Annotated in this window: 18 protein-coding genes; 17 read left to right on the top strand and 1 reads right to left on the bottom strand. The window is 57.3% G+C overall.

The window, feature by feature from the left end; all coding sequences use genetic code 11:
- Positions 1-18: 18 nt before the first annotated feature.
- Positions 19-1,359: a flagellar hook protein FlgE gene (gene flgE / locus AO242_RS01330; RefSeq protein WP_099267375.1), complete on the top strand. Its 1,341-nt coding sequence runs from the start codon at positions 19-21 to the stop codon at positions 1,357-1,359.
- 198 nt (positions 1,360-1,557) lie between these two features.
- Positions 1,558-3,306, top strand: a complete 1,749-nt coding sequence (locus AO242_RS01325) for a flagellar hook-basal body complex protein (RefSeq protein ID WP_099267374.1) — start codon at positions 1,558-1,560, stop codon at positions 3,304-3,306.
- Here AO242_RS01325 and AO242_RS01320 read toward each other — a convergent pair whose 3' ends face one another.
- Entirely contained in the window at positions 3,307-3,498 is a 192-nt protein-coding gene (locus AO242_RS01320) for a hypothetical protein (RefSeq protein WP_049826762.1), read from the bottom strand. It abuts the gene before it with no gap.
- Between the two features lie 1,094 nt (positions 3,499-4,592).
- On the opposite strand from AO242_RS01320, the gene AO242_RS01310 reads away from it, so the two are divergent.
- The 15 genes from AO242_RS01310 to AO242_RS01240 all read left to right on the top strand — a co-directional run bounded on the left by AO242_RS01310 (position 4,593) and on the right by AO242_RS01240 (position 25,231).
- Positions 4,593-5,330 (top strand): flagellar basal body rod protein FlgF, encoded by a 738-nt coding sequence (locus tag AO242_RS01310; protein WP_027898280.1) that lies wholly within the window; start codon positions 4,593-4,595, stop codon positions 5,328-5,330.
- A 46-nt stretch (positions 5,331-5,376) separates the two neighbouring features.
- Entirely contained in the window at positions 5,377-6,165 is a 789-nt protein-coding gene (gene flgG, locus AO242_RS01305; protein WP_027898281.1) for a flagellar basal-body rod protein FlgG, read from the top strand.
- 93 nt (positions 6,166-6,258) lie between these two features.
- Positions 6,259-6,972: a flagellar basal body L-ring protein FlgH gene (gene flgH, locus AO242_RS01300; RefSeq protein ID WP_027898282.1), complete on the top strand. Its 714-nt coding sequence runs from the start codon at positions 6,259-6,261 to the stop codon at positions 6,970-6,972.
- 13 nt (positions 6,973-6,985) lie between these two features.
- Positions 6,986-8,095: a flagellar basal body P-ring protein FlgI gene (locus AO242_RS01295; RefSeq protein WP_027898283.1), complete on the top strand. Its 1,110-nt coding sequence runs from the start codon at positions 6,986-6,988 to the stop codon at positions 8,093-8,095.
- Between the two features lie 11 nt (positions 8,096-8,106).
- Positions 8,107-9,327 (top strand): flagellar assembly peptidoglycan hydrolase FlgJ, encoded by a 1,221-nt coding sequence (gene flgJ / locus AO242_RS01290; RefSeq protein ID WP_099267373.1) that lies wholly within the window; start codon positions 8,107-8,109, stop codon positions 9,325-9,327.
- Positions 9,328-9,337: 10 nt separating this feature from the next.
- A complete protein-coding gene (gene flgK, locus AO242_RS01285) occupies positions 9,338-11,383 on the top strand; it encodes a flagellar hook-associated protein FlgK (RefSeq protein WP_099267372.1) in 2,046 nt (681 codons plus the stop codon).
- Positions 11,384-11,397: 14 nt separating this feature from the next.
- Positions 11,398-13,014, top strand: a complete 1,617-nt coding sequence (locus AO242_RS01280) for a flagellar hook-associated protein 3 (protein WP_027898286.1) — start codon at positions 11,398-11,400, stop codon at positions 13,012-13,014.
- Positions 13,015-13,118: 104 nt separating this feature from the next.
- Positions 13,119-16,712, top strand: coding sequence for a glycosyltransferase (locus tag AO242_RS01275; protein WP_099267371.1), 3,594 nt, complete (start codon positions 13,119-13,121; stop codon positions 16,710-16,712).
- A gap of 200 nt (positions 16,713-16,912) precedes the next feature.
- On the top strand, positions 16,913-17,686 hold the full coding sequence (gene rfbF, locus AO242_RS01270; RefSeq protein ID WP_099267370.1) for a glucose-1-phosphate cytidylyltransferase: 774 nt from the start codon (positions 16,913-16,915) through the stop codon (positions 17,684-17,686).
- On the top strand, positions 17,668-18,750 hold the full coding sequence (gene rfbG, locus AO242_RS01265; protein WP_099267369.1) for a CDP-glucose 4,6-dehydratase: 1,083 nt from the start codon (positions 17,668-17,670) through the stop codon (positions 18,748-18,750). The genes rfbF and rfbG overlap by 19 nt, the downstream gene beginning before the upstream one ends.
- Positions 18,747-19,307 (top strand): dTDP-4-dehydrorhamnose 3,5-epimerase family protein, encoded by a 561-nt coding sequence (locus tag AO242_RS01260; RefSeq protein WP_099267368.1) that lies wholly within the window; start codon positions 18,747-18,749, stop codon positions 19,305-19,307. Before rfbG ends, AO242_RS01260 begins: the two co-directional genes overlap by 4 nt.
- Positions 19,304-20,530, top strand: a complete 1,227-nt coding sequence (locus tag AO242_RS01255; protein ID WP_099267367.1) for a class I SAM-dependent methyltransferase — start codon at positions 19,304-19,306, stop codon at positions 20,528-20,530. Before AO242_RS01260 ends, AO242_RS01255 begins: the two co-directional genes overlap by 4 nt.
- 5 nt (positions 20,531-20,535) lie before the next feature.
- On the top strand, positions 20,536-21,399 hold the full coding sequence (locus AO242_RS01250; RefSeq protein WP_099267514.1) for an NAD-dependent epimerase/dehydratase family protein: 864 nt from the start codon (positions 20,536-20,538) through the stop codon (positions 21,397-21,399).
- A 109-nt stretch (positions 21,400-21,508) separates the two neighbouring features.
- Complete coding sequence (locus AO242_RS01245; protein ID WP_099267366.1) at positions 21,509-22,243, top strand: cephalosporin hydroxylase family protein; 735 nt, start codon at positions 21,509-21,511, stop codon at positions 22,241-22,243.
- A gap of 54 nt (positions 22,244-22,297) precedes the next feature.
- A complete protein-coding gene (locus AO242_RS01240) occupies positions 22,298-25,231 on the top strand; it encodes a TIGR00180 family glycosyltransferase (RefSeq protein WP_099267365.1) in 2,934 nt (977 codons plus the stop codon).
- Positions 25,232-26,250: the final 1,019 nt, after the last annotated feature.

The raw sequence follows: 26,250 nt of genomic DNA, 5'->3' as shown, positions 1-26,250 counted from the left end.
ACGGCGAAGGAGTGTTACATGTCATTCAATACCGGTCTTAGTGGGCTCTACGCAGCAAATAAAAGTCTGGACGTAGCAGGCAACAATATTGCCAACGTTGCAACCAACGGGTTCAAATCTTCCCGCGTGGAGTTTGCTGATCAGTACGCGCAATCCATTCGCGGTACTTCCGGCAACACCAACGTCGGCAGTGGCGTAAGAACCGCTGCAGTGTCCCAGCAGTTCACTCAGGGCACCTTGACCACCGGCACCGCCAACAGCCTCGATCTGGCGATCAACGGTAATGGTTTCTTCATGATCAGCAACAACGGCGAGAAGCTGTACACTCGCGCGGGTGCTTTCCATACCGATAAAGACGGTTACGTCGTCAACAGTTCCGGCATGAACCTGCAGGGCTATAACGTTGATGCCAACGGCAATGTGGTAACGGGTGTCTCCCAGAATCTGCGGGTTGACTCCTCGAACCTGGCGCCAAATCCTACAAGTAGCATTACGCTTGCCTCGAACATGAACTCGACTGCGACAATACCTACTGTCACACCGTTCGATCCGAGCAATACTGCTTCTTACAACTTCCCTATCAGTACCGCGATCTACGACTCTCAGGGTAACGAGCACACCCTGGATCAGTACTTTGCCAAGTCCGGTACCAACACATGGACCATGTACTCGCTGATTGATGGTCGTAGCATCAGCGACCCGACCAACGCTGATTTGGCAACCGCCACTACCCCGGACCAGACGGTATTGAGCTTTGACTCTGCGGGGGCTCTGATTACCAACCCGTTGCCGACGTCGACTGCGAACGTCGTGGTTAATGCTGATGCTACCTTCCAGATCTCCAACTGGAATCCGGCTTACAATGCGGGTACTGCAACGGTTCCAAACTGGGTTGATAACGGTGCTGCGGCTGCAGTGGGTGGCGTGCAACTGAACATGCTCTCAACTACTCAGACCGCGTCTGTATCAGGTGCTATCACCAAGTCGCAGAATGGTTACGCAACCGGTCAGATCAGCTCCATGAGCGTCGACGCCACGGGCAACCTGTTTGCCAGTTACACCAACGGTCAATCCAAAGTCATTGGTCAGGTTTCGCTGACCAACTTCGCCAACGTGCAGGGTCTGTCTCCAGCCGGTGGTACTAACTGGCGTGAAACCTTCGCCTCCGGCGTGCCGGTTACCGGTGCTCCTCAGTCGGGTACGCTGGGCGACATTTCCGGTCAGGCGCTGGAAGATTCCAACGTTGACCTGACCATGGAGCTGGTTAACCTGATCAAGGCGCAAAGTAACTATCAGGCGAATGCGAAGACCATCTCTACGCAAAGCACTATCATGCAGACCACTATCCAGATGACGTGATAAACGTCGCTGTACACGCTGCCTGAAGAGCCCCTTTTCGAAGGGGCTTTTTTATGGGCGTTAAATAATAAATGAGGTCCTACATTAAATATTAATTTCCAGATTGGTCACTCAACGACTATGGAAATTTCCTACTCGCGATGATGTGAGAATTAAAACTCCTCAATAAAAGCCGTTGACGGTAAAAAGGGAGTTTTAATGTCGTTTAATATTGCTATTGGTGGAATAAAGGCCGCTAACAAACGGCTTGAAGTGGCGGGCAATAATATTGCCAACGCCGGAACGGTTGGCTTCAAATCCTCGCGTGCGCAATTTTCCGCGTTGTATTCGTCTTCACACCTGGGAAGTGGGCAGAACGCTGCCGGTGATGGTGTGCGTTTATCGGAGGTGCGGCAGAACTTCAACCAGGGTGACACCATGACCACTTCGGGCCGTCCTCTCGATATGCGGATTCAGGGCAATGGTTTCTTTGTGGTCAGTGAGCGCGGTTCGCTGGCTTATACGCGTGCCGGAGCATTCCTCAAGAATGCCGACAATTTCATCGTCGACAGCGAAGGCGCGCGTTTGCAGGGATACGCGGCCAACGAGAGAGGCGAGATCATGACGGGAGTACGCGGTGACCTGAAGATTAATGCTTCCAATATTGAGCCCAAGGCAACCACGAAAATCGCGGAAACAGTCAATCTGGATACGTCACTGCCGTCCCTTGCGCAGTTGCCTGCCTTTGATCCGGACAACCCTGCGACTTACACGCGCATGACCAGCCGAACCATTCAGGACGCAGGCGTCGCGCCAGCCCCGCCTGTGGATCACGAGCTCAAGCAGTACTTCGTCAAGACCGACGAGAATCAATGGTCGATGTATGTATTGGTGGATGGTCGTAATCCCGTCGATCCTGGCAGTACCGCTCCGCAGCATGTCACGCTGGAGAAAGCGGCAAACGGAACGCTGCAATACTCTGGCAACACACAGCATATCCGGAAGGTATCGGACACCGAGTTTTCGCTGCATGGCTGGCGTCCAGCCAAAGAAGTGAACGGTAATTGGGTTTTCAATGGTGCTGCAAATGGCGGGGCGGTGTCTTTGTCCCTGAACGATGGCGCGGCAACTGCCCTCGATGACAGCGATCCTGTGATGGTCCGGCCTGTGCCGGTCTTCGATCCCACCAATCTGAAGACTTACAGCAGGGTATTTGCCAACGCGATCTTTGACGGGCAGGGCAATCAGCACGAGCTGAAGAAATACTTCGTCAAGGACGGGACTAACAGCTGGCGGATGCATGTGTTGATTAATGATCGTAACCCTCAGGCGCCCGAGTCCACGGAGCCTATGACGGCCAACGTTGTTTTCAATCGGGACGGCTCATTGAAGTCGCTGGTCGGTATGCCGGGAATGACCGGCAACGGTACAGATAGCCTGCAGCTCGAGGGCTGGGTGCCGGCCATTGTTCGTGATCGCGGGACCAGTCGTGAGAGCTGGGTATCCAACGGTGCGGCGGGCAGCGACGGCGGTATTGCCATCGATTTGACGGGGTTGCGCCAGCACAACGGTGCTTCGAATCGTTCGGCACAGCAGGTGGATGGACATCCTTCGGGGAAATTAAGCGGTTTGACCATGGGCCGCGATGGCGTGCTGCGGGCGGGTTTTACCAACGGTCTTACCCGTGATGTCGGTCAGGTAATGCTTGCCAGTTTCGCTAATCTTCAGGGGTTACAGCCGCAGAGTGACACGCGCTGGAGTGAGACGCGTGCGTCCGGGCCTGCCAATTTTGATGAGCCGGGTGTCGGGACGCTGGGGGTCATCATTGGTCAGTCGCTGGAGGGTTCCAACGTGACGCTGGCTGATGAGTTGATTGAGTTGATTCAGGCGCAGACGGCCTATCAGGCGAACTCTAAAGCGATTTCAACCGAGGTGACGTTGATGCAGACGTTGATTCAGTCGACCTGATCAGATTGAGCAGTCGGACTTGATAAAGGAGCCGTTCAGTCGCTTCCAGCCCTCGCCGGGGCTGGTTTGCGCGCAGACGATGCGGTCCGCGCCTTGCCACCGGTAATAGCGGGCGTTTTTCGCTTGTACGGTGATGCTTGCCAATGCAATGGATGCGGCAAGGATCAAGGTAAAGCCTGCATGAGTTTTCATGTCGGTTGGCTGGTGCTCTCGGGGTAAGTGCTGGGTGCAAGACTATCACTGCATCGGCGTCATGCTGTGGTTCTTGTGTACATATCCATTATTGGGGTAACGGCTTATATTGGTTGCGCTTTTACAGCGCGTCACTTTTGAACATCCGGAAGCCGGCCCAGACAAAAGTAACCAAAGCGCTCTTCCCCCACCACTGGGTGCCTCGCTGGTGCTCGGCATGCCCGTAATCCGACATTGCTGCGTGGGGCCGCCGCCACCGGCCATCCATGGCCTGAGGCGGCTAAACCGGCATCCCTGCCGCCCCTTCCTTTAACAAGAGCCCCACGCAGCAATATCGCATTCCGGCCGTCGTGGTTTAACGGGGCGCCCAAAATCAAAAGCGCGGCGGCCTGACAGCCGACCTGATGGGTGAACTTACCGATGTTCTGTAGGAGCTGCCGAAGGCTGCGAAGCGGTGTGTCAGATGAGATTTGTGCTGGCTGTGCTGACGTCTCGCGAACAAGTTCGCTCCTACCGTTCTGCGGTGAAATCGCTGCTTTTGATCTGCTTTTGATCTGCTTTTGATCTGCTTTTGATCTGCTTTTGATTTTGATCTTAGGCGCCCCGTTAAACCACGCTGGCCGAACGCAGATTCTGAAGCGTGGGCAACCCGGCAGGACGCCGGGTTAGCCGCACCGGGCCATGGATGGCCCATTGCGGCGGCCCACGGTTCAGGATCTGCGGGCGGGTACACCGAGCGACAGCGAGGTGCCGAGTGGTGGGGCAAGAGCGTTTTGCTTACTTTTGCGCTGTTCAAAAGTGAGGCGCTGTAAAAGCGCAACCAATACCAGCCTTCACCCCACAACGGATATGTACACAAAATCGCCATACAAAAACACACAGCGTAGTTTTTTTGGCGGCCCATCCGACCCCTCGCAGCAAATGTGGCAATCCGCCGCCGCATTTCCATCCCGTACTTCAGTCCTCACGACGAGCACGCCTGTTTTTGCTGAACAATCAGTGCTTTGTATCAACGCTGACAAGTTGGTCCGGATATTGCTATCTCCCTGTTAGAACAGCTACAGACGGCAAACGTCTGTCAGAGGAGGAAGACTGTGGACAAGTTGCTTTACGTCGCGATGAGCGGTGCATCTGAAAACGCCGTTGCGCAAAAGGCTCATGCCAACAACCTGGCTAACGTCTCGACAAACGGCTTCATGCGCGACCTCGAACAGGCGCGCTCGATGCCAGTGTTTGGCGAGGTTCAGCCTTCGCGTGCCTACGCAATGAGCGAACGTCCCGGTACTGACTTCAGTGGCGGCGCAATGATCCAGACCGGTCGTGATCTCGACATCGCGGTCAAGGGCGATGGCTGGATTGCCGTTCAGACACCTGACGGTGGCGAGGCTTATACCCGCAGTGCAGGCATGAATATCGATGCCGTCGGCGTGCTTCGGGCTGGCAATGGTTTGCCGGTCATGGGCAACGGCGGTCCTATCGCCGTGCCGCCGCAACAACAGATTGAAATCGGCGCTGATGGGACCATCAGCGTTCGTTCCCTGGGCGAGAGCGCTCAAGTCATGGCTCAGGTCGACCGTATCAAGCTCGTCAGACCTGATATGAAAACCATGGAAAAAGGCCCAGATGGCCTGATCCACCTGAAGAGCGGTGCAGCGGCTCCAGCCGACGCCAACGTTCAGGTCGAGTCGGGCTTTTTGCAGGCGAGCAACGTCAATGCCGTGGAAGAAATGACTTCCGTTCTGGCCTTGTCCCGCCAATTTGAATTGCACGTCAAGATGATGAAAACCGCTGAGCAGAACGACGAATCCGCCACGCGCATCTTGCAGGGCTAACCATTGACAGCTTGCGTCGATAAACCGACGCACGAGGAGAGAAAGAATGCTTCCTGCACTATATGTCGCGAAAACCGGTCTCGCCGCTCAGGACATGAACCTGACGACCATTTCCAACAACCTGGCAAACGTCTCGACCACGGGTTTTAAAAGTGATCGCGCCGAGTTCCAGGACCTGCTCTATCAGATCAAGCGTCAGCCGGGTGCTCAGTCGACCCAGGACAGCGAACTGCCGTCCGGTCTGCAACTGGGTACCGGTGTGCGCATCGTCGGTACGCAGAAAAACTTCACCGCCGGTAGCCTGGAAACCACCGAAAACCCACTGGATATCGCAGTGAACGGTCGTGGCTTCCTGCAGATCATGCAGCCTGACGGCACCATCGCCTACACCCGTGACGGTACGTTTCACCTGGACGGCAACGGCCAGATCGTGACCGCCAATGGTTATGCGCTGGAACCCGCCATCGTCGTACCGCAGAACGCCCAGACCTTCACCGTAGGTCAGGACGGTACGGTGTCGATCACCTTGGCCGGTGCGACTGCAACGCCACAGATTATCGGCAACATCCAGACGGCTGACTTCATCAACCCGGCTGGTCTGCAAGCGCAAGGTGGCAACCTGTTTCTGGAAACTGCATCCAGCGGTGCGCCGCAAGTCGGAACACCTGGCCTGAACGGCCTGGGTACGACTTTGCAGAACACCCTCGAAGCTTCCAACGTCAGCACCGTTGAAGAGTTGGTCAACATGATCACCACTCAGCGTGCTTACGAGATGAACTCGAAAGTGATTTCGACGGCTGACCAGATGCTGCAGAACCTGACGCAGAACCTGTAACGCTTTGATCGACCTGTTTGACCTGTTGCTGTACCCGCTCAATTCGATACGGCGCCTGCCCGGCGCCAGTTACACCGCGAGGTTTTAAGTGTCATGAAACGGCTATCTGTTCTGCGGTTTTCTGTGTTGGTGGTGCCATTCTGTGGAATCGCTCTGCTGGCAGGCTGCGTTGCGCCTAATGCCAAGCCTAATGACCCTTATTACGCGCCGGTGATGCCGCGTACGCCGCTGCCTGCTGCAGCGAACAACGGCTCGATTTATCAGGCGGGTTTCGAGCAGAACATGTATGGCGATCGCAAGGCCTTCCGGGTCGGCGACATCATCACCATTACCTTGTCGGAGCGTATGGCTGCCAGCAAGGCTGCAAGCTCGGGCATCTCCAAGAACAGCACGGCGAACATCGGTTTGACCTCGCTGTTCGGTTCGGGTCTGACCACCAACAACCCGATTGGCAGTAACGATCTGAGTCTCGGTGCTGGCTACAACGGCGCACGCACCACTGCCGGTGATGGCAAGGCCGCGCAGAGCAACAGCCTCACCGGTTCGGTCACGGTGACCGTTGCCGACGTCATGCCCAACGGCATCCTGGCGGTTCGCGGCGAGAAGTGGATGACGCTGAACACCGGTGACGAACTGGTGCGCATCGCCGGTCTGGTTCGTGCTGACGACATCGCGACTGACAACACCGTTTCGTCCACTCGTGTGGCCGACGCGCGCATTACGTATTCAGGTACTGGTGCATTTGCCGATTCGAGCCAGCCAGGCTGGTTTGACCGGTTCTTCCTCAGCCCGTTGTTCCCTTTCTGATAGCGGGATAAACATGATCAATCTCAAGCAATTGCTCGCGGCAGCACTGCTGTTGTCTACCGCGTTCGGCGCTCATGCCGAGCGTTTGAAGGACATCGCCAGTATTTCCGGCGTACGGGCCAACCAGTTGATCGGTTACGGCCTGGTCGTGGGTCTCAATGGCACGGGTGACCAGACCACTCAGACCCCGTTTACCTTGCAGACTTTCAACAACATGCTGGCCCAGTTCGGTATCAAGGTGCCGACCGGCTCCGGTACCGTGCAGTTGAAAAACGTCGCGGCAGTGGCGGTGTACGCAGACTTGCCCGCGTTCGCCAAACCAGGCCAGACCGTTGACATCACCGTGTCGTCGATCGGTAACTCGAAAAGCCTGCGCGGTGGTGCGCTGTTGATGACGCCGATGAAAGGTGTCGACGGCAACGTCTATGCAATCGCTCAGGGCAACCTGGTCGTCGGTGGCTTTGATGCTGAAGGCCGGGACGGTTCGAAGATCACCGTCAACGTGCCGTCGTCCGGTCGTATTCCGGGTGGTGCATCGGTTGAGCGAGCAGTGCCGAGCGGCTTCAATCAGGGCAACACGCTGACCCTGAACCTCAACCGTTCGGACTTCACTACCGCCAAGCGCGTGGTGGACAAGATTAATGACCTGCTCGGTCCTGGCGTTGCTCAGGCGCTGGATGGCGGTTCTGTTCGTGTGACCGCGCCGCTGGATCCGGGTCAGCGCGTTGACTATCTGTCAGTGCTGGAAAACCTTGAAATCGATCCGGGCCAGACCGCAGCCAAAGTCATCATCAACTCGCGTACCGGCACCATCGTGATCGGTCAGAACGTCAAGGTTTCGCCTGCTGCCGTGACTCACGGCAGCCTGACGGTGACCATTACCGAAGACCCGATTGTCAGCCAGCCCGGGCCGCTCTCCAATGGCCAGACGGCTGTGGTGCCTCGCTCCAAGCTTAATGCTCAGCAAGAGCTGCATCCGATGTTCAAGTTCGGCCCTGGCACCACGCTGGACGAGATCGTTCGTGCCGTTAACCAGGTGGGCGCTGCGCCCGGCGACTTGATGGCAATCCTTGAAGCATTGAAACAGGCCGGCGCGTTGCAGGCCGACCTGATCGTGATCTGAGGACACTGTAAATGGACATGCCCAAGAGCCCGGTTTCTTCAGGTATCGATTCAGGTGCGTACACCGACCTCAATCGTCTGAGCTCGCTGAAAACCGGTGATGTGAACAGCGATGCCAACCTGAAAAAGGTTGCGCAGGAGTTCGAGTCGCTGTTCGTCAGTCAGATGCTCAAGGCGATGCGTTCTGCCAACGAAGTGCTGGCCAAGGACAATCCGATGAATACCGCCGCAACCCGGCAGTATCAGGACATGTATGACCAGCAGTTGTCCGTGACGTTGTCCGGGCGGGGCAATGGTATCGGCCTGCAAGACGTGCTGATGCGCCAGCTTTCCAAGACTCGCAACATGCACACAGCCGCAACCGCTGATGCGGCAAAAGGCGATGCTTCGACTGCCGCCAATGGCCTGGCTGCCAGCGTTCAGCAACGGCCGCTATGGGCGACGCGTTCGGCCGCCAGTGACAAGACCGCAGCAGTGGCAGAAGGGCGCAACGATGTGGCGGCGCTCAATTCCCGCCGCCTGGCATTGCCCAGCAAACTTACTGATCGTCTGCTGGCGGGCATCGTGCCGTCGGGTGCTACTGAGCTGTCGCCTATTGCTCGCAACAACGTGGCGAGTAAAGGCACAGGCAGTGGAAACGGCGACTGGACGATGGACCCGAACCTGGCGCCAGCGACCCCGCAGTACGTGCGCAGTATTGCTCAGCCGCCTTTGGCTCCGGCCAAACGTGCGTTCGGCAATTCCGATGAGTTCATGGCAACCATGTTGCCGCTGGCCAAGGATGCTGCTGCGCGCATTGGCGTTGATCCGGCGATTCTGGTGGCACAAGCCGCACTGGAAACCGGTTGGGGCAAGTCGATCATGCGTCAGCAGGATGGCAGCAGCAGTCACAACCTGTTCGGTATCAAGGCGACGGGGAGCTGGGATGGCAAGCAGGCGCGGGCTATTACCAGCGAGTTCCGTGACGGCAAGATGGTCAAGGAGACGGCGGATTTCCGTTCCTATGACTCCTATGCAGACAGCTTCCACGACCTGGTCAGCCTGTTGCAGAACAACAATCGCTATAAAGAAGTCGTGAATTCTGCCGATAACCCGGAACAGTTTGTAAAAGAATTGCAGAAGGCTGGATACGCTACGGATCCGGACTATGCCAGCAAGATTTCGCAGATTGCGAAACAGATGAAGAGTTACCAGAACTACGCCGCCGCTACGGGCTCTTCCACGACTTTATAAGGTTTTAATCATGTCGCTGCTTTCAATTGGGTTGTCGGGTCTGTCCGCGAGTAGTGCGGCGATGAACACCATCGGTAACAACACGGCTAACGTGGATACCGCGGGTTATTCGCGTCAGCAGGTCATGACCACTGCTTCGTTGCAGCAGAATCTGGGTGCTGGCTATATCGGCACCGGGACGACGCTGTCCGACGTTCGTCGGATCTACAACAGCTACATGGACGCCCAATTGCAAACCAGTACCGCGCTGAGTGCCGATGCGGTGGCTTACTCAGGGCAAGCGTCCCAGACCGATAAGTTGTTATCGGACAGCGCAACGGGTATTTCGACGTCACTGTCGCAGTTTTTCACCCAGTTGCAGGGTGTTTCGAAGCTCGCTACCGACTCGAATTCCCGGCAGCTGTTTTTGACCCAGGCCAGCGCCCTCAGCGGTCGTTTCAATTCGATCAGCTCACAGCTCAGTTCGCAGAACGCATCGGTTAACAGCCAGTTGTCTTCCACGGCTGATCAGGTCAACAAGCTGTCGTCGACTATCGCCTCGCTCAATAAGCAAATCACGTCGGCGAGTGCGACCGGCGCAACACCTAACACCATGATGGATTCGCGTAACGAGGCGGTGCGTCAGCTCAATGAGCTGGTCGGTGCCAAGGTGGTCGAGACCAACGGCAGCTTCGACGTTTACATCGGTACCGGGCAGTCCCTGGTCACTGGCAGCACTGCGTACACAATGACTGCTGCACCGAGCGCTACCGATCCGCTGCAATATGGCCTCAAGCTGACTTACGGCACCGCGAATGTTGATGTGACGTCGGTCATCACTGGCGGCAGCATCGGTGGTCTGCTGCGCTACCGCAGCGAGGTATTGACCCCGGCGACCAACGAGCTCGGCCGGGTTGCTCTGGTGCTTTCCGATCAGGTCAACAGCCAGTTGAATCAGGGTATCGACGCTAACGGTAACTTTGGCTCCAACCTGTTCAGCAGCATCAATGATCCGAGTCAGATCAGCCAGCGCAGCATCGGTCGTGCAACCAACACTGCCGGTTCAGGCAATCTTGATGTCACGATCACCGATACCAGTAAGTTGACCACCAGTGATTACGAGGTTGTTTTTAACGACGCCGGTGACAACAAGAAATTTATTGTTCGGTCTTTGCCGGACGGTACTTCTGTCGGCAGCGGCAGTCTGGATGACAATCCGCCCAAGCAGTTCGATGGCTTCTCGGTCAGCCTCAATGGCAACGCTATGGGGTTCGGTGACAGCTTCAAGTTGACGCCGACCCGCAATGCGGCGGCACAGTTGTCGACCGTGATTTCCGATCCGCGCAGTCTTGCTGCTGCTGCACCGCTGACGGCGACCGCCGCTGCCAACTCCGGTACCGGTACGTTTACCCAGCCGACACTCACGACTAAATCGGACATCTACGACACGGCCGCAACAGCGGACCTGCGTAACGCAATCACCACCTCCACGCCGATGAAACTGCTGTTCGGCACGGCATCAGGGGGTGTTCAGAGCTATCAGCTGCTGGACGCTCAGGGCAATGCGGTGCTGGACAAGACCGGTACCGCCATCACCGGCAATATCGTGCCAGGGCAAAGCAACACGCTGACCTTTAATGTGGGTTACACCGATTCTGCCAGCGCTGCTCAGTCCTTTTCGGTCGAAATGACCATCGCGGGGGCGCCCAACAACAATGATGCCTACAACATTGGTCTGACCGGCGCGGGTTCTGCCGACAACCGCAATGCGACCAGTTTGCTGGCCCTGCAGACCAAGCAGACGGTGGGAGTCAACGGGACCGTCGGGCAAAGCATGTCTGGCGCTTACGGAACGCTGGTTTCAAACGTCGGTTCGGCGGCTGCTCAGGGGCTTAGCGATACCACAGCGACTGCCGCACTGTTGACCCAGTCGAAAAACTCACGCGATGCCATATCCGGCGTTTCCCTCGATGAGGAAGCCGCCAACCTGATCAAGTATCAACAGTACTACACCGCGTCTTCGCAGATCATCAAAGCGGCGCAGTCCATTTTCAGCACGCTGATCAACAGTCTTTAAGGGGGGCGTAATCCATGCGTATTTCAACTGCTCAGTTTTACGAAACCAGTACCGCCAATTACCAGCGTACCTATGCCAAAGTGAACCAGACGGGCGAAGAGGTCGCCAGCGGGATCAAGCTCAACACCGCTTCCGATGATCCGGTGGGTGCTGCGCGAGTGCTGGAGTTGTCCCAGCAAAACTCGATGCTGACTCAGTACGGTGCCAACATCAGTACCATTGGCACCAATGTGACCAAGTCCGAGACGGCCTTGAAGAGCATTCAGAATTCGCTGCAAAGGGCGTCGGAACTGATTATTGCCGCAGGTAACGGTACTTACACAGACAACGACCGTAAATCCGCCGCTGACGAACTGAAAGCGGTTCAGACCCAGATTCTGGGGCTCATGAACAGCCAGGACGCGAACGGCGAGTACCTGTTTTCCGGCTCGAAGACCTCGATAGCACCGTACTCCCTGAATTCGGACGGCACGTACTCTTACAACGGCGATCAGACTTCCATCAACCTCGCCATTGGCGACGGCTTGAGTGTGGCCAGCAATACCACCGGCTGGGATGCTTTCGAGACGGCAGTCAACAGCACGCGTACCTCGTCGACTCTGACCTCACCGGCAACCAATGACGGCAAGATCAGCCTGTCCGGGGGGAGTGTCGCCTCCAGCGCTGCCTACTCGGCGGAGTACCTGGCAGGACAGCCTTACGAGCTGACCTTTCTGAGCAGTACGCAGTACAAGATCACGAGTCTTGCGACCAACACCGATGTGACTATTGATGCGAGCAGCGGGGGGAATTTCTCTTCGGCAAATGCTGGGTCCCAGACGATCAATTTTCGTGGCGTACAGTTTTCCCTCAATGTGAACCTCACGGATGCCGAACGGGCAGATCCGGCGCTTGCCGATGCAGCTATCGCCGGGCCTCCTGAGCGTACTTTCACTCTGGCTGCCACGACAGACAAAATCAGCACCACGCGCAGCAACGGTAATACGTCCGGTGCAGTGATCACCGGTGCGGCAGTGGGCAGCACTCCTTTAGAAATGGCGGCGTACAACAATACGTTCCCTGCCGGTGGCGCGGTCCTCAAGTTCACCTCGGCTACCGACTATGCGTTGTATGCATCGCCGATCACCAGCAGCAGCACGCCGGTTTCCAGCGGGACGATGACGCTGACGCCACCGAACACGACCATCAGTGCTTCCGGGATCAACTTCACAATCAACGGCACGCCAGATATCAATGACCAGTTTGTGGTCAAGGGCGGCACTCAGAAGACCCAGAACGTACTCAATACCCTGTCGTCGGTGATCACTGCGCTGAGCACGCCAGCCGATGGCAATCCAGTGGCGGGCCAGAAATTGCAGGCTGCTCTGGATTCTGCTCTGGGTAACATCGCCAGTGGTACCGAGAGGGTTTCCACCGCCATTTCCGCCGGTGGTGCCCGTCAGGCCAGTGCCGATGATCAAGGTGTGACCAATGATCTGCTCAAAGGCAACAACAAGCTGGAGCAGGGTAAGATTACCGACTCCGATCCGGTTGATGCCATCGGGCGTTTGACCATGCAGCAGACTATGTTGACGGCTTCACAGTTGGTATTTACCAAGCTTGCGCAGTTGAATCTGTTCAGTCAGTTGTAAGTGCAACGCCGCAGAAATGCGGCGCATCGCCGAGCAAACCGTCTTTTTTCAGCGGTTAAGGGGCTTGATCCGTAAGGCAGGCCCGCCGCTCGTGAGTATGTCCAGTGAATCCAGCTCCTCTCGTCAGTATCGTCATCCCCGCCTACAACCCGCGCTTTTTCAACGCTGCACTGGTCAGTGCCCTGCACCAGACGTATTCCAATCTTGAAGTCATCGTCTGTGATGACAGTCGTGGCAGCGAAATCAAGGCCATCTTCGATTCGTTGAGCGATGCCGCGAGCGTCAGCCTGCGCTACGTGCGTAATGCCGAGCATCTTGGCCTGACGGGTAATCTGCAGGTCTGCCTCAATGAGGCTCAGGGCGAGTTCATCAAGTTTTTCTGCGACGACGATTTGTTGTTTCCCGGCTGCATCGAGATTCAGGCCAATGCGCTGATTGAGCACTCCGATGCAAGCCTGGTTACCGCGCAGCGAATGCTCTGGGATGCAGACAACATAGTGCTTCCGCAGCGTCTGGAAAATGACGTGATTTGTCCGGAAAGTTCGATTCTCAAGGGCGATGATCTGCTGGCGATTATCGAGTCCTATCCGGCCAATTTCCTGGGGGGGTTCAGCAGTACGTTGTTTCGTCGCGCCGATATTCAGGAGCTGCTGCCCGCCCTGACCCAGCCGGATCATTGCTTTGTCGCGAGTCTGGATTTTGCTTTGTATATTTGCCTCTTGCGCCGTGGCAACCTGGTGCTGCTCAACGATATCCTCAGCGTTGAGCGGCTGTACCAGGATCGCTTGAGCGCTCAGCCGTCAGTGAAGGACGCCGTGCGGGTTGAGCGCGACTGGTTGCGGCAAATGCTCAAAGGGCGCAGCGGAGAGTCGGCACCGGCGCATGGCTGGGTTCGTTATTTACCACTAAAGCGGGCCGACGAGGCCCCGCGTGTCTGGGAAGAGATCTGCCTCGGTCGTTCCATGGGGACCCGGCAAAGCACGCTTCCCTGGCGGGTCGGCACCAAGGCGCAGAGCTTTTCCGAGCTTTATGAACAATGGCTGGCGTGCCGCTCCCTCTCCGAGGTGCAGCAAAACCTCTTGCCAGAGACCCTCGACGGCTGGTCCTGGCAGCCCAAAATCGTTCCAGTAATCATCGATGATCAGGTCACAGGTGGCGACCTTGCGGTGACCTTGCAAAGCCTGGATGCGCAAAATTATCCACCGCATCTGGCGCTGGTACTTTCCCGCAGCTGTACCGAGACGCTGCTGGAGGGCAATACACTGCGCATGCCGTTGCAAGCCAACTGGCAACAACAGCTCAATGAGGTGTTGGGGCAGTTGCAGGGCGCGGACTGGTTTTATCTGTTGCAGGCGGGCGACCGGGTTATCGCGCCAGCATTGTTGGTGATGGCCGAGCGGATTGTCGCTTTTGCCGATGTCTTGTGTCTGTACAGTGATGAAGGCGGGCTTCGTGACACTGAGTCTGTAGACCCGATCTTTAAGCCCGATTTCAACCTGGATCTGCTGCGCAGTTATCCTTACGTGGGTCGAACGCTGGCCTTTAACCGCGAGCAGTTCCTTGCCGTCGGTGGCTTCGATGGGGGCTTTGGGGAGTTGGCGCCTCACGATGTGCTCTGGCGTCTGGTGGAAACTCATGGTACCCACGTGGTGGAGCATGTCAGCGATATTCTGGTGGAGGCACCCTTGGGCCTCGCCGGCTGGCTTGCCCGGCCAGAAGTCGTCGAGCAGAACCCTGCCGTACTGCGCGCGCACCTTCAGCGTCTGGGGGTTGCACATGATCTGCGCCAGGGCAGAATGCCGCTGATCAACCGGATCGATTACCAGCACGCAGAGCGCCCGCTGGTGTCGATCATCATCACCTGCAAGGATCAGATAGCGGCCTTGCAGCGCTGTGCAGAAAGTCTGCTGGAAAAAACGGCCTACACCGAATACGAGTTGTTGCTGGTGGACAACGGCAGCGAGCAACCTGGCACCCTGGCCTGGCTGGAGGCCATGGCGCAGTTAGGCAGTGACAAGTTGCGCGTGTTGAGTTACCCGGAGCAGGGCAACACTGCTGCTCTGTACAATTTTGCTGCCGAGCATGCCCGGGGCGATTACCTGTTGATGCTCAACTGTTTTTCGGTGGTGACCGAATCTGACTGGCTCGATGAGTTGCTCAATCACGGACAGCGTCCTGAAGTGGCGATCGTAGGGGCGAAGCTGTTCAATCCCTCCGGCGGTGTCGTGCACGCCGGGTTGATCCTTGGGCTCCATGGTCCGGCAAATTCAGCATTTAATGGGGGCGCCGGTCATGCGGCGGGTTACATGCATCGTTTGCAGGTTGCCCATGATCTCAGTGCGGTCGGGGCTGACTGTCTGCTGGTGCGCAAGCAGGTATTTGATGAGGTAGGCGGGCTGGATGAGCTGAGCTTTACCAGCACCCTTGGCGACGTGGACCTCTGTTTGCGAATTCGCCAGAAAGGTTATCTGGTGGTCTGGACGCCTTACGCTCAACTGGCGTTGGGCAACCGACCAGCAACTGTCGATGCCGGGCTGGAACAGCGCAAAGCGGTAGAGACGACGACTTACTACAAGCGTTGGTTGCCTATCATTGCCCGGGACCCGGCTTATAACGTAAACCTGTCGCTTAATACCTTGGGTGGCGGCAGTTTTGGTCTCGACCCTGGCTTGACTACCGGTTGGCGTCCGTTCGTGCGCAAGACGCTGCCCGTCGTTGCTGCGATACCTATCAACTCCGGCGCCGTTGGCCATTACCGGGTGATTCAGCCACTGGCCGAGCTGCAGGCCGCAGGCAGGGCGACAGGACAGGTTTACTACTCCGCACCGTCGACGATCGAACTGGCGCGGCTGGATCCGGACGTGATCATCCTTCAATGTCGCTACAGTGAAGGTACGATCAAGGAAATCGAGCCTATGAAAACTTACTCCAGGGCGCGGCGCATCTATGAAATTGATGACTACGTCATACAGTCCACGAAGAAAAACCTGCATGCCCGCAACAAGCCCGAGCGGGAAGAAATGGAGCGTATGGTGCGCCGTGCAATTGGTCTGTGTGATCGCGTAGTGGTCACCACCGAGTCGTTGGCCGATGCGCTGTCGAGCATGCATAACGATATTCGGGTAGTGCCGAACATGCTTGACGCGTCCATGTGGAGCAATCTACACAGCCGGCGCCGGACTTCCAAAAAGCCGCGGGTGGGTTGGGGCGGCGGTACCAGTCACAGCGGTGACCTGGAGATTATTGCCGAGGTTGTTCGCGAGTTGGCTGACGAAGTGGAGTGGGTGTTCTTCGGCATGTGCCCCGATGAGTTGCGTCCTTATATCCACGAGTTCCACGGCGTTATCGGCCTGGATGCCTACCCGGCCAAACTGGCCAGCCTGAACCTTGACCTGGCGCTGGCACCACTGGAGTTCCACATCTTCAACGACTGCAAAAGTAATCTTCGGCTGCTTGAGTACGGCGCTTGCGGGTATCCGGTGGTGTGTACCGACACCGCCGCCTATCGTGGTTATCTGCCTTGCACTCGGGTGAAGAGCAACAGCACCCAGGAATGGCTGGAGGCTATTCGTATGCATCTCGCTGACCCTGAGGCCAGCTATCGTATGGGTGACCAGCTACGAGAGATGGTGCTCCGGGACTTCGTTCTGCGTGGCGACAATCTCGAGCATTGGGTCAACGGCTGGTTTGCCGATTAAAACCTCCCGCATGATCTTATGACGCTGGCCTGGGCAATCCAGGCTGGCGCGCTTCCTGCATATTCCCCTCTATATCGTCATAAAACGTGTATTTGCGCCAGCCGATGAGCGCTATCCCGGTAGCGTTGACGGTTTGTCCAGATGGTTTGCAAAGCCCCCGAAAGCTTGACGGGGCCCTGTGAAGTGGAAGAGGGGATGAGATGAAGGCAGTAATTCTGGCCGGTGGGCTGGGTACAAGGATCAGCGAAGAGTCGCATCTCAAGCCCAAGCCGATGATCGAAATCGGCGGAAAGCCAATTCTCTGGCACATCATGAAGCAGTACTCCGCTCACGGCATCAACGACTTCGTGATTTGTCTGGGCTACAAGGGCTACGCGATCAAGGACTTCTTCGCCAACTATTTCCTGCATACCTCTGACGTCACCTTCGACATGTGCAACAACCGCATGGACGTTCATCAGAACTACAGCGAGCCCTGGCGCGTGACCCTGATCGATACCGGTGAGGAGACCATGACCGGTGGGCGCCTGCGCCGTGCCAGCCGCTATCTGGAAAACGAAGAAGCCTTTTGCTTCACCTACGGCGACGGTGTTTCCGATCTCAATATCAGCGCCTTGGTGGACTTTCATCTCTCTCACAAGAAGCTCGCGACAGTAACTGCTGTGCAGCCGCCAGGACGTTATGGCGCTCTGGAGCGCGACGGCGACCTGGTGCTCGGTTTCTCTGAAAAGCCTCGTGGTGATGGCGGCTGGATCAACGGTGGCTTCTTTGTGTTGTCACCCAAAGTGTTGCCGCTGATCCCCGGGGACGATACCACCTGGGAAGCCGAACCCCTTATTGGGCTCGCCGCGCGGGGTGAATTGAAGGCTTTCCAGCACGACGGTTTCTGGCACCCCATGGACACCCTGCGTGACAAGAATCACCTGGAGCAACTGTGGCAGAGCGGGGAGGCCCCATGGAAGCAGTGGGGCTGAGTTCGCAGTTCTGGAGCGGCAAGCGCGTTCTGTTGACCGGTCACACGGGGTTCAAAGGCAGTTGGCTGGCTTTGTGGCTGAAAAGCATGGGCGCCAACGTCACTGGCTTTGCCCTTGAGCCTGGCACCGATCCAAGCCTGTTCGAGCTGGCCGGGGTTGCCGAGGGCATCAATGACCAGCGCGGTGATCTACGTGATCTGGGTGCTCTGCTGGAAATCATTGCCGAGACCCAGCCGGAAATCGTTCTGCATCTCGCTGCGCAACCGCTGGTGCGTGAAGCGTATCGCGATCCTCTGGGGACCTATTCAAGCAACGTCATGGGCACGCTCAACGTGCTCGAAGCCATTCGCCAGGTTGGCGGCGTCCGCGCTTGCGTGCTGGTCACCACCGACAAGGTCTACGCCAATCAGGAATGGCTCTGGCCGTACCGCGAGAACGAGCCGCTGGGCGGGCATGATCCTTATAGCAGCAGCAAGGCCTGTTGCGAGTTGCTGGCCCAGTCTTACGCGGCTTCTTTTTTTCCGGCAGAACGTTACGCCGAGCACGGCCTGGCGCTGGCCACTGCCCGTGCAGGTAACGTGCTGGGCGGTGGCGATTTTGCACCGGAGCGCCTGATTCCCGATGTACTCAAGGCCTGGTCTGCCAGTGAGCCGGTAACCCTGCGTTACCCGCAGGCGGTTCGCCCCTGGCAGCACGCGCTGGAGCCTTTGGCTGGCTATCTTTTACTGGCGGCCGGGTTGTATCAGCAAGGCCCGGAGTTTGCCGGTGCCTGGAACTTTGGTCCTGGTGAAGCAGACATGTGCAGCGTGGGCGAAGTGGTCGAACTGCTTGCCCGTCGCTGGCCTCAAGCCCCCGGCTTGCGTATAGAGCCCAGTGATTTGCATGAAGCCGGTCTCTTGCGCCTGGATAGCAGCCGTGCCCGGCAGATCCTGGGCTGGAAACCTCGCTGGTCGTTGCAGCAATGTCTGGAGCAGACGCTGGACTGGCACCTGGCATGGAAGGCTGGCAAAGACATGCGTGAAGTGACCCTCACTCAATTGAATCTATATCGGGGGTCGCATTGAGCGAGTTCATGTTGCATGCGTTGCCGCTGGAAGGGTTGTTCAGCGTTCAACATAAATACCATGCCGATGAGCGCGGGCATTTCTCCAGACTGTTTTGCGAAGGCAGCCTGAGCCAGTTTGGCCAGCCGTTTCATATCCGTCAGATCAATCATTCCTGTACGCGTGAGCGCGGGACCGTGCGCGGCCTGCATTATCAGAATGCCAGCCTGCCTGAAGCCAAGCTGATCAGCTGTCTGCGGGGTGAAGTCTGGGATGTCGCGGTCGATCTGCGTCCCGATTCGGCGACCTTCCTGCACTGGCATGCCGAATACCTGCGAGCGGGTGACGGTCGCAGCCTGCTGCTGCCGGCCGGTTTCGCCCATGGCTTTCAGGCCGTGACCGACGACGCCGAATTGCTTTATTTGCACAGCGCCGATTACACGCCGGGTCACGAAGGTGGGCTCAGCGTGCACGACCCGCGCCTGAGTATCCCCTGGCCGCTGCCCGTCAAGAATCTGTCGGAAAGAGATCTTTCGCATCCCTTGCTGGATGCCCAATTCGCCGGAGTGCGTTTATGAATTGCCGTGGGTGCGGTGCAGCTTTGAGCCTGCCGCTGATTGATCTGGGGACATCGCCGCCTTCCAACGCCTACCTGCGGGCAGAGCAACTGGACAGCGCCGAGCAGTGGGTGCCGCTGAAAGTTCAGGTCTGCCAATCCTGCTGGCTGGTGCAGACCGAGGACTACACGCGGGCCGACAGCCTGTTTGATGCCGATTACGCTTACTTCAGTTCTTTTTCCAGTACCTGGCTGGAGCATGCCGAGCACTACGTGGCGACCATGGTCGAGCGTTTTGGCTTGAATGAGCAGAGCCGGGTCGTGGAAGTCGCGGCCAACGATGGTTACCTGTTGCAGTATGTAGCCCGACGCGGGATTGCCTGTCTGGGGGTCGAGCCGACCCACAGCACAGCGCAGGCAGCGCGGGCCAAAGGCCTGGAGATTCGCGAGCTGTTTTTTGGCCGTGAGAGCGCTTCGCAGTTGTTGGAGCAGGGCTGGGCTGCTGACTTGATGGCCGCCAACAACGTGTTGGCCCATGTACCGGACATCAATGATTTCCTGAGCGGTTTCGCCACCTTGCTCAAACCCGGCGGCGTGGCAACTTTCGAGTTTCCTCATCTGCTGACGTTAATGGCAGGTGCGCAATTCGATACGCTGTATCACGAGCACTATTCCTACCTCTCGCTCACTGCGGTGCAGACCCTGTGCGAGCGTAATGGCCTGAGCGTGTTCGACGTCAGTGAACTGCCCACTCATGGCGGCTCGCTTCGGGTCTTCGTGCAGCGCGCCGACGGTGGACAGCATGATCAGATGCCCGCTGTGCAGCGTGTACTTGAGGCCGAGTTGAACGCTGGGGTGAAAACCGCGCAGTTCTATACCAGCCTCGCTCCGGCTGCCGAGCGTATCAAGCATGAGTTGCTGCGCTTCCTGCTGCAGGCCAAGGCCGATGGCAAGCGCGTGGTCGGCTACGGCGCGGCGGCCAAGGGCAACACCCTGCTCAACTACGCGGGCATCAAGCCCGATCTGTTGGCGTGGGTCGCTGACGCCAGCCCACACAAGCAAGGCAAGTTCCTGCCGGGCAGTCGCATTCCGGTGGTCGAGCCTGAGCGTATCGCGCTGGAAAAGCCTGATTACGTATTAGTGCTGCCCTGGAATCTGATCGATGAGATCACCGGGCAGTTCGCGGGTGTGAACAGTTGGGGAGGGCGTTTTGTCGTGGCTATTCCAGAGTTGAAAGTCCTGTGACGGGCTTGCATGTACTGGTCACGGGGGCGACCGGGTTTGTCGGCCGCCATGTTGTCAGCGCTTTGCTGAACAAAGGCTGCCGTGTCCGCGCCGTTGCCCGCAATGCTCAGGTCGCACAAAGCATGCCGTGGATAAAAGACGTCGAGTTCGTCAGCGCGGATATTCACGCTGATGATCTCAATGTGGCGGCGCTTACCAAGGGTATCGATGCCCTCGTGCATCTGGCCTGGCCAGGCCTGCCTAACTACCAGGGTTTGTTTCATTTCGAGCAGAACCTGTTCGCGGACTACCGCTTTATCAAAGCTGTCGTTGAGGCCGGTGTCGGTCAGGTGATGGTGACGGGCACCTGCTTCGAGTACGGCATGCAAAGTGGTGCCCTGGATGAAAACGCCGTGGCTCAGCCGACCAATCCCTACGGCCTTGCTAAAAACACCTTGCGTCTGTTTCTGGAAAGTTTGCAGCGGCAGCAGGCTTTCACGCTGCAATGGGTTCGCCTGTTCTATCTGCATGGTGAGGGGCAAAACAGCAACAGTCTGCTGGCCAGCCTTGACCGGTCGATCGATGCCGGTGACAGCTCCTTCAACATGTCGGCGGGTGACCAGTTGCGGGACTATCTCGCGATTGAAGTGGCTGCCGACAATCTTGTCGGCGTGCTGCACTGCCGGGATTTCTCGGGCGTCGTCAATTGCGCCAGCGGTCAGCCGATCTCGGTTCGGGCGCTGGTCGAGCAGCGGTTGCGGGAGAGAGGGGGCTCGTTGCATTTGAATCTGGGGCATTACGGTTATTCCCCCCATGAACCCATGGCGTTCTGGGGTGACAACAAGCGGCTGCTGGGACTCTTGAGTGAAGGGCGGCAGGGCGCTGAATAACTGCTGTTGAGCGCCACCATGCGCGCCGGTTCGCGTCGGCACATTGGCAAGATTTTTCTCGCAAGGCCTTTGGCTATTGGTTCAACTTATCTTTATCGAGAACAGAAAAATGACGGATACAGCACTGCAAGTATTCCAGCGTGAATGCGACGAGCAAGTCAACGACCAGGGCCAGGACCAGAAGCTCAAGGCCCTTGCCCAAGAGTTCTACAACGAGTCGGCCCGGCACAAATACACCTATCACTTTTCCTGGATGGGGCGCCCGATCATTCAGTTGCCTCAAGACATGATGGCGATGCAGGAACTGATCTGGCGCATCAAGCCGGATCTGGTCATCGAATGCGGCATCGCTCATGGCGGTTCTATCATCTATTACGCTTCCCTGCTTGAGCTGCAGGGGCATGGCGAAGTGCTGGGTATCGACCGTGATATTCGCCCGCACAACCGCGAGGCCATTGAAAGCCACCCGATGAGCAAGCGTATCCAGATGATCGAGGCCTCCAGCATTGATCCGGCGACTGCCGAGCAAGTGCGTGCTATCGCGGCGGGCAAGAAAGTCATCGTGGTGCTGGACTCCAATCACACTCACGAGCACGTGCTTGAAGAGTTGCGTCTTTATTCCCCGCTGGTTTCCGTGGACAGCTATTGCGTGGTGATGGATACGGTGGTGGAAGACATGCCCGAGGACGCGTTCCCGGATCGCCCATGGGGCAAAGGCGATAACCCGAAGACCGCCGTATGGGCCTACCTCAAGGAAAACGCCGATTTTGTGATCGACGAATCGATTCACAACAAATTGCTGATCACCGTGGCGATGGACGGCTATCTGCGTCGTGTCCGCTAATCGTTGAATGCAAAGTCATTGAATCCTTTATCGCCTGTTGCACGGGGACTATTTATGCAAGGCCAGCACCTTTCCAGCCATCGCCCGCCGTTGAGTGAACAGCTTACGCTGGTGATCATCAGTCACAATCGTCCGGCTTTTCTGCGTCGGGCGTTGCGCTACTATCAGACGCTGCCTTGCAGGATTCTGGTACTGGACTCATCTGCCGAGAAAGCAACGGATTTGCCGACGCAAACGGTTGCCGACATCGACTATCAGCACCTGCCGCAGTTTGGTTATTGGGGCTTGCAGACCAAGCTGGTGTACGGCGTTCCGCTGGTTTCCACGCCTTACATGGTATTTGTCTCGGATGACGACTTCATCCTGCACGACACGTTGCAGGCTTCAGTGGATTTCCTGCACGACAACCCTGATTACGGCATGTGCCACGGCTATTGCCTGATGTATGCGTCCTTGGGTAAACACGTCAAATACTTCCGTCGCGACAAGAAGATTCAGGAAGACTACTGCTCTGATCTGGCCCAGGAACGTGTTGTCGAGTTCATGGGGCAGTTCGTGCCGCCTTTCTATGCCGTTACCCGCACTTCGCTACTGAAGGAGTGGTACGCCACACTGCCGGAAAATACCTCGATGCAGTGGCAGGAAATTGGCCATGCGTATTTCCTGTTGGCCTCTGCCAAGGCGCGAGTTCTGAATGCACCGTACGTGGTGCGGGAAATCAACGTCGGAACTTCTGAGCACAAGACCGAAGTGTCTCACTCCCTGCTGTTTACCGATGAGCAATCTGTCAGGGAGCGTGAGGCGTTTATTGATTTCTGTGCGTCACTGCCCGCGGACATGAAGGACCTCAGCGTTGAGCAGCGCCGCCAGGTGGTGGTGGATAGCTTTACCGCGATGGGCCAATGCCTGCTTGCTCGTCGCTCCCTGACCAACGAATTGATTTTTGAATCAACCTGGAACGTCCCTGAGGATGGGCCGGAGCGTCGTTTTGGTCCTCTGCAGTATGTGGAAATGCCCTATTACAACCAGGCATTTTTCGACCAGTTGACCGAAATCGAATTCTTCCTGCATGCGATGCCAGCAGCGCGCGTACAGCTTGAAGCCCTGGAAGGTATATGGGCCTTGCAGGAAGAGCTATTAACCGTTCGCGGCAATGACACCGCCGAGACGCAGATCCCGCGTCTGTGGGATGCGATGCACCTAAACGCATTCAACCGTCGGGTGATTAAACAACTGGCGCAGCAGCTCGAGCTTAATCAGGAACATGACCGTTCGAGCGATATGCTCGCCTGGGCTGAGCGTCTTGATTCGATTTATGAATATGACAACCAGCAGACGTTTGCCGGCATGCAATCTGGCCGCTTGCTGAAGTGGCTGGCAGCCCGTACTCCAGGTATCGAGGAGCAGGGGGCGATAGGTCGCTATCTCAAGACCAAGGGCGCTCCGCCGCAATTTGGTCTGTTGGTACTCAATCTCGACAACGACATCCATAAGTTGCAGACCACCCTCGACAGCCTGGTCGAAGGTCTCTACAAGGGCTTCAAGGTGGTGGTGTTCACGACGGATGAGCCGCCGAGTGCAACGACGTTCGGCAGCACGCTGCACTTCGTCAAAGTCACCCAGAACAACTATGTCGAGAAACTCAACCAGATTGCTCGCCAGCTATCCACGGACTGGCTGATGCTGGCCGAAGCCGGTGACCAGTTCACAGCGGCCGGCCTTTTGCTGGCTGGCCTTGAGTTGCTGGCCGCTCCCGAGTGCCGCGCCGTCTGCGCCGACGAAATTCATCGTCAGGCGAACGGGGCGTTGCGGGATATTTTCCGACCAGGCTTCAACCTGGATCTGCTGCAAAGCATTCCGTCATTGATGGCTCGCCACTGGCTGGTCCGTCGTGATGTGCTGATCGAGGCCGGTGGTTACTCTGCTGAATTCACCGACGCTCTGGAATTCGACCTGCTGTTGAGAATTATCCAGCAAGGCGGTCTGGGCTGGCTGGCTCATCTCGATGAGCCGTTGATGATTTGTGATACGCCGTCGACTACTGAAAATACTCAAGAGCGACTGGCATTGACCCGCCATTTGAGTGCGCGTGGCTATAAGGCGCAGGTCACGTGCGAGGCCAATGGTATCCATCACATCGACTATCGCCATACCGAGCGTCCACTGGTGAGCGTCATTCTGCACGGCGAGGTCGAGCTTGAGCGGCTCCAGCGCTGCCTGATCAGCATCTTGCAACGCACCCGCTACCTGCGTTTTGAAGTGCTGCTGGCCAGTCATCAGGGCATGGCACCGCAAATGCTGGAATGGCTGGGTCAGCTGGAGCAGCCTGGCGGCCGGGTGCGAGTGCTTGAGGTCGAGGCGGGGCTCAGTCCTTCCGCGTCGTGCAATGCCATGGCCGCGCAGGCCCGTGGCGAGTACCTGTTATGGCTGGCCGCAGACAGTGAGGTGGTTGGTCCGAACTGGATAGGCAACCTGCTCAATCAGGCCCAGCGTCCCGAGGTCGGGGTAGTGGGTGCGAGGCTGACGGATGCCGAGGGCAAGATCACGCAGGCTGGTTTGATCCTGGGCTTGAATGGCGGTGTGGGCTCGCCATTTATTGGTCTGGATTCGGAGGAGTCGGGTTATATGCGTCGTCTGCAGGTGACGCAAAACTACTCGGCCGTTTCGGCGGCGTGTCTGATGGTGCGCAAGGAACTGTTTGATGAGGTGGGTGGTTTTGACGAAGGTGATTTCGCGCAGGCCTTCAGTGATGTCGATCTTTGTCTGAACATTGGCCAGCTCGGTTTCATGACGGTATGGACGCCGCAGGCGCATATCTGTCATTCGGGTGTTCTGCCGGACGCGCCGCAGGCTCTTGCGACTTTGAAGGGTAAGTGGGCTGGGCAATTCGAGCATGATCAGGCTTACAACAAGAACCTGTCGTTGACGGGGGAGGGGTTCACACTGGGTGAGCCGAGCGGTGTGAACTGGTCGCAGTTGTTCGTTTAGTTCTGCTGAGTCCTGACGCCCTTGCGATGTTTGTGGGGGCGTTTATGTTTCTTGGTTTGCTCGCACTTCGGTGTACATATCCGTTACCGTAGTCATGGCTTCTATTGGTTGCGCTTTTACAGCGCCTCACTTTTGAACATCCGGAAGCCGGCCCAGACAAAAGTAAGCAAAACGCTCTTGCCCCACCACTGGGTGCCTCGCTGTCGCTCGGCATACCCGTAATCCGACATTGCTGCGTGGGGCCGCCGCCACCGGCCATCCATGGCCTGAGGCGGCTAAACCGGCATCCCTGCCGGTTTGCCCCACACAGCAATATCGAATTCCGGCCGGCGTGGTTTAACGAGGCGCTTGAGATCAAAATCAAAAGCAGATCAAGAGCATCGGTTTCACCCCGGACCGGTAGGAGCGAACTTGTTCGCGAGACGTCATCACAGCCAACGCATTCGTTGCCTGACACTCCGCTTCGCAGCCTTCGGCAGCTCCTACAGATGCCCGGCAAACCCACACAATCAGGTCGGCTGTCAGGCCGCCGCGCTTTTGATGTTGATCTGAGGCGCCCCCTTAAACCACGCTGGCCGAACGCAGATTCTGAACCGTGGGTAACCCGGCAGGACGCCGGGTTAGCCGCATTGGGCCATGGATGGCCCGTTGCGGCGGCCCACGGTTCAGGATCTGCGGGCGGGTACACCGAGCGACAGCGAGGTGCCGAGGGGTGGGGTAAAGGCCTTTTGGTTACTTTTGGGCCCCAAAAGTGACGCGCTGTAAATGCGCAACCAATATCAGCCGTTACCCCGCCAACGGATAAGTACACAAGACGTAGAGATTCCAACCCAAACTTCCATGACATCTTGAAGTTTTTTAGTGAATCCCTGCACGATGACAGCCCTCAACAGTGTCATGCCATGCGCTAAAAGGGTATAAAACTTAGTGACCTATGAGTCATAACGCGCATCTTCACTGTATCGTGCTCGCGGGCGATGATGGCGTCAGGCTGATTTCACGGTAATCCGGGACCGGTC

The organism is Pseudomonas sp. ICMP 561, assembly GCF_002699985.1.
Classification (GTDB): Bacteria; Pseudomonadota; Gammaproteobacteria; order Pseudomonadales; family Pseudomonadaceae; genus Aquipseudomonas; species Aquipseudomonas quasicaspiana.
This window is presented reverse-complemented; position numbering and strand designations above follow the sequence as displayed.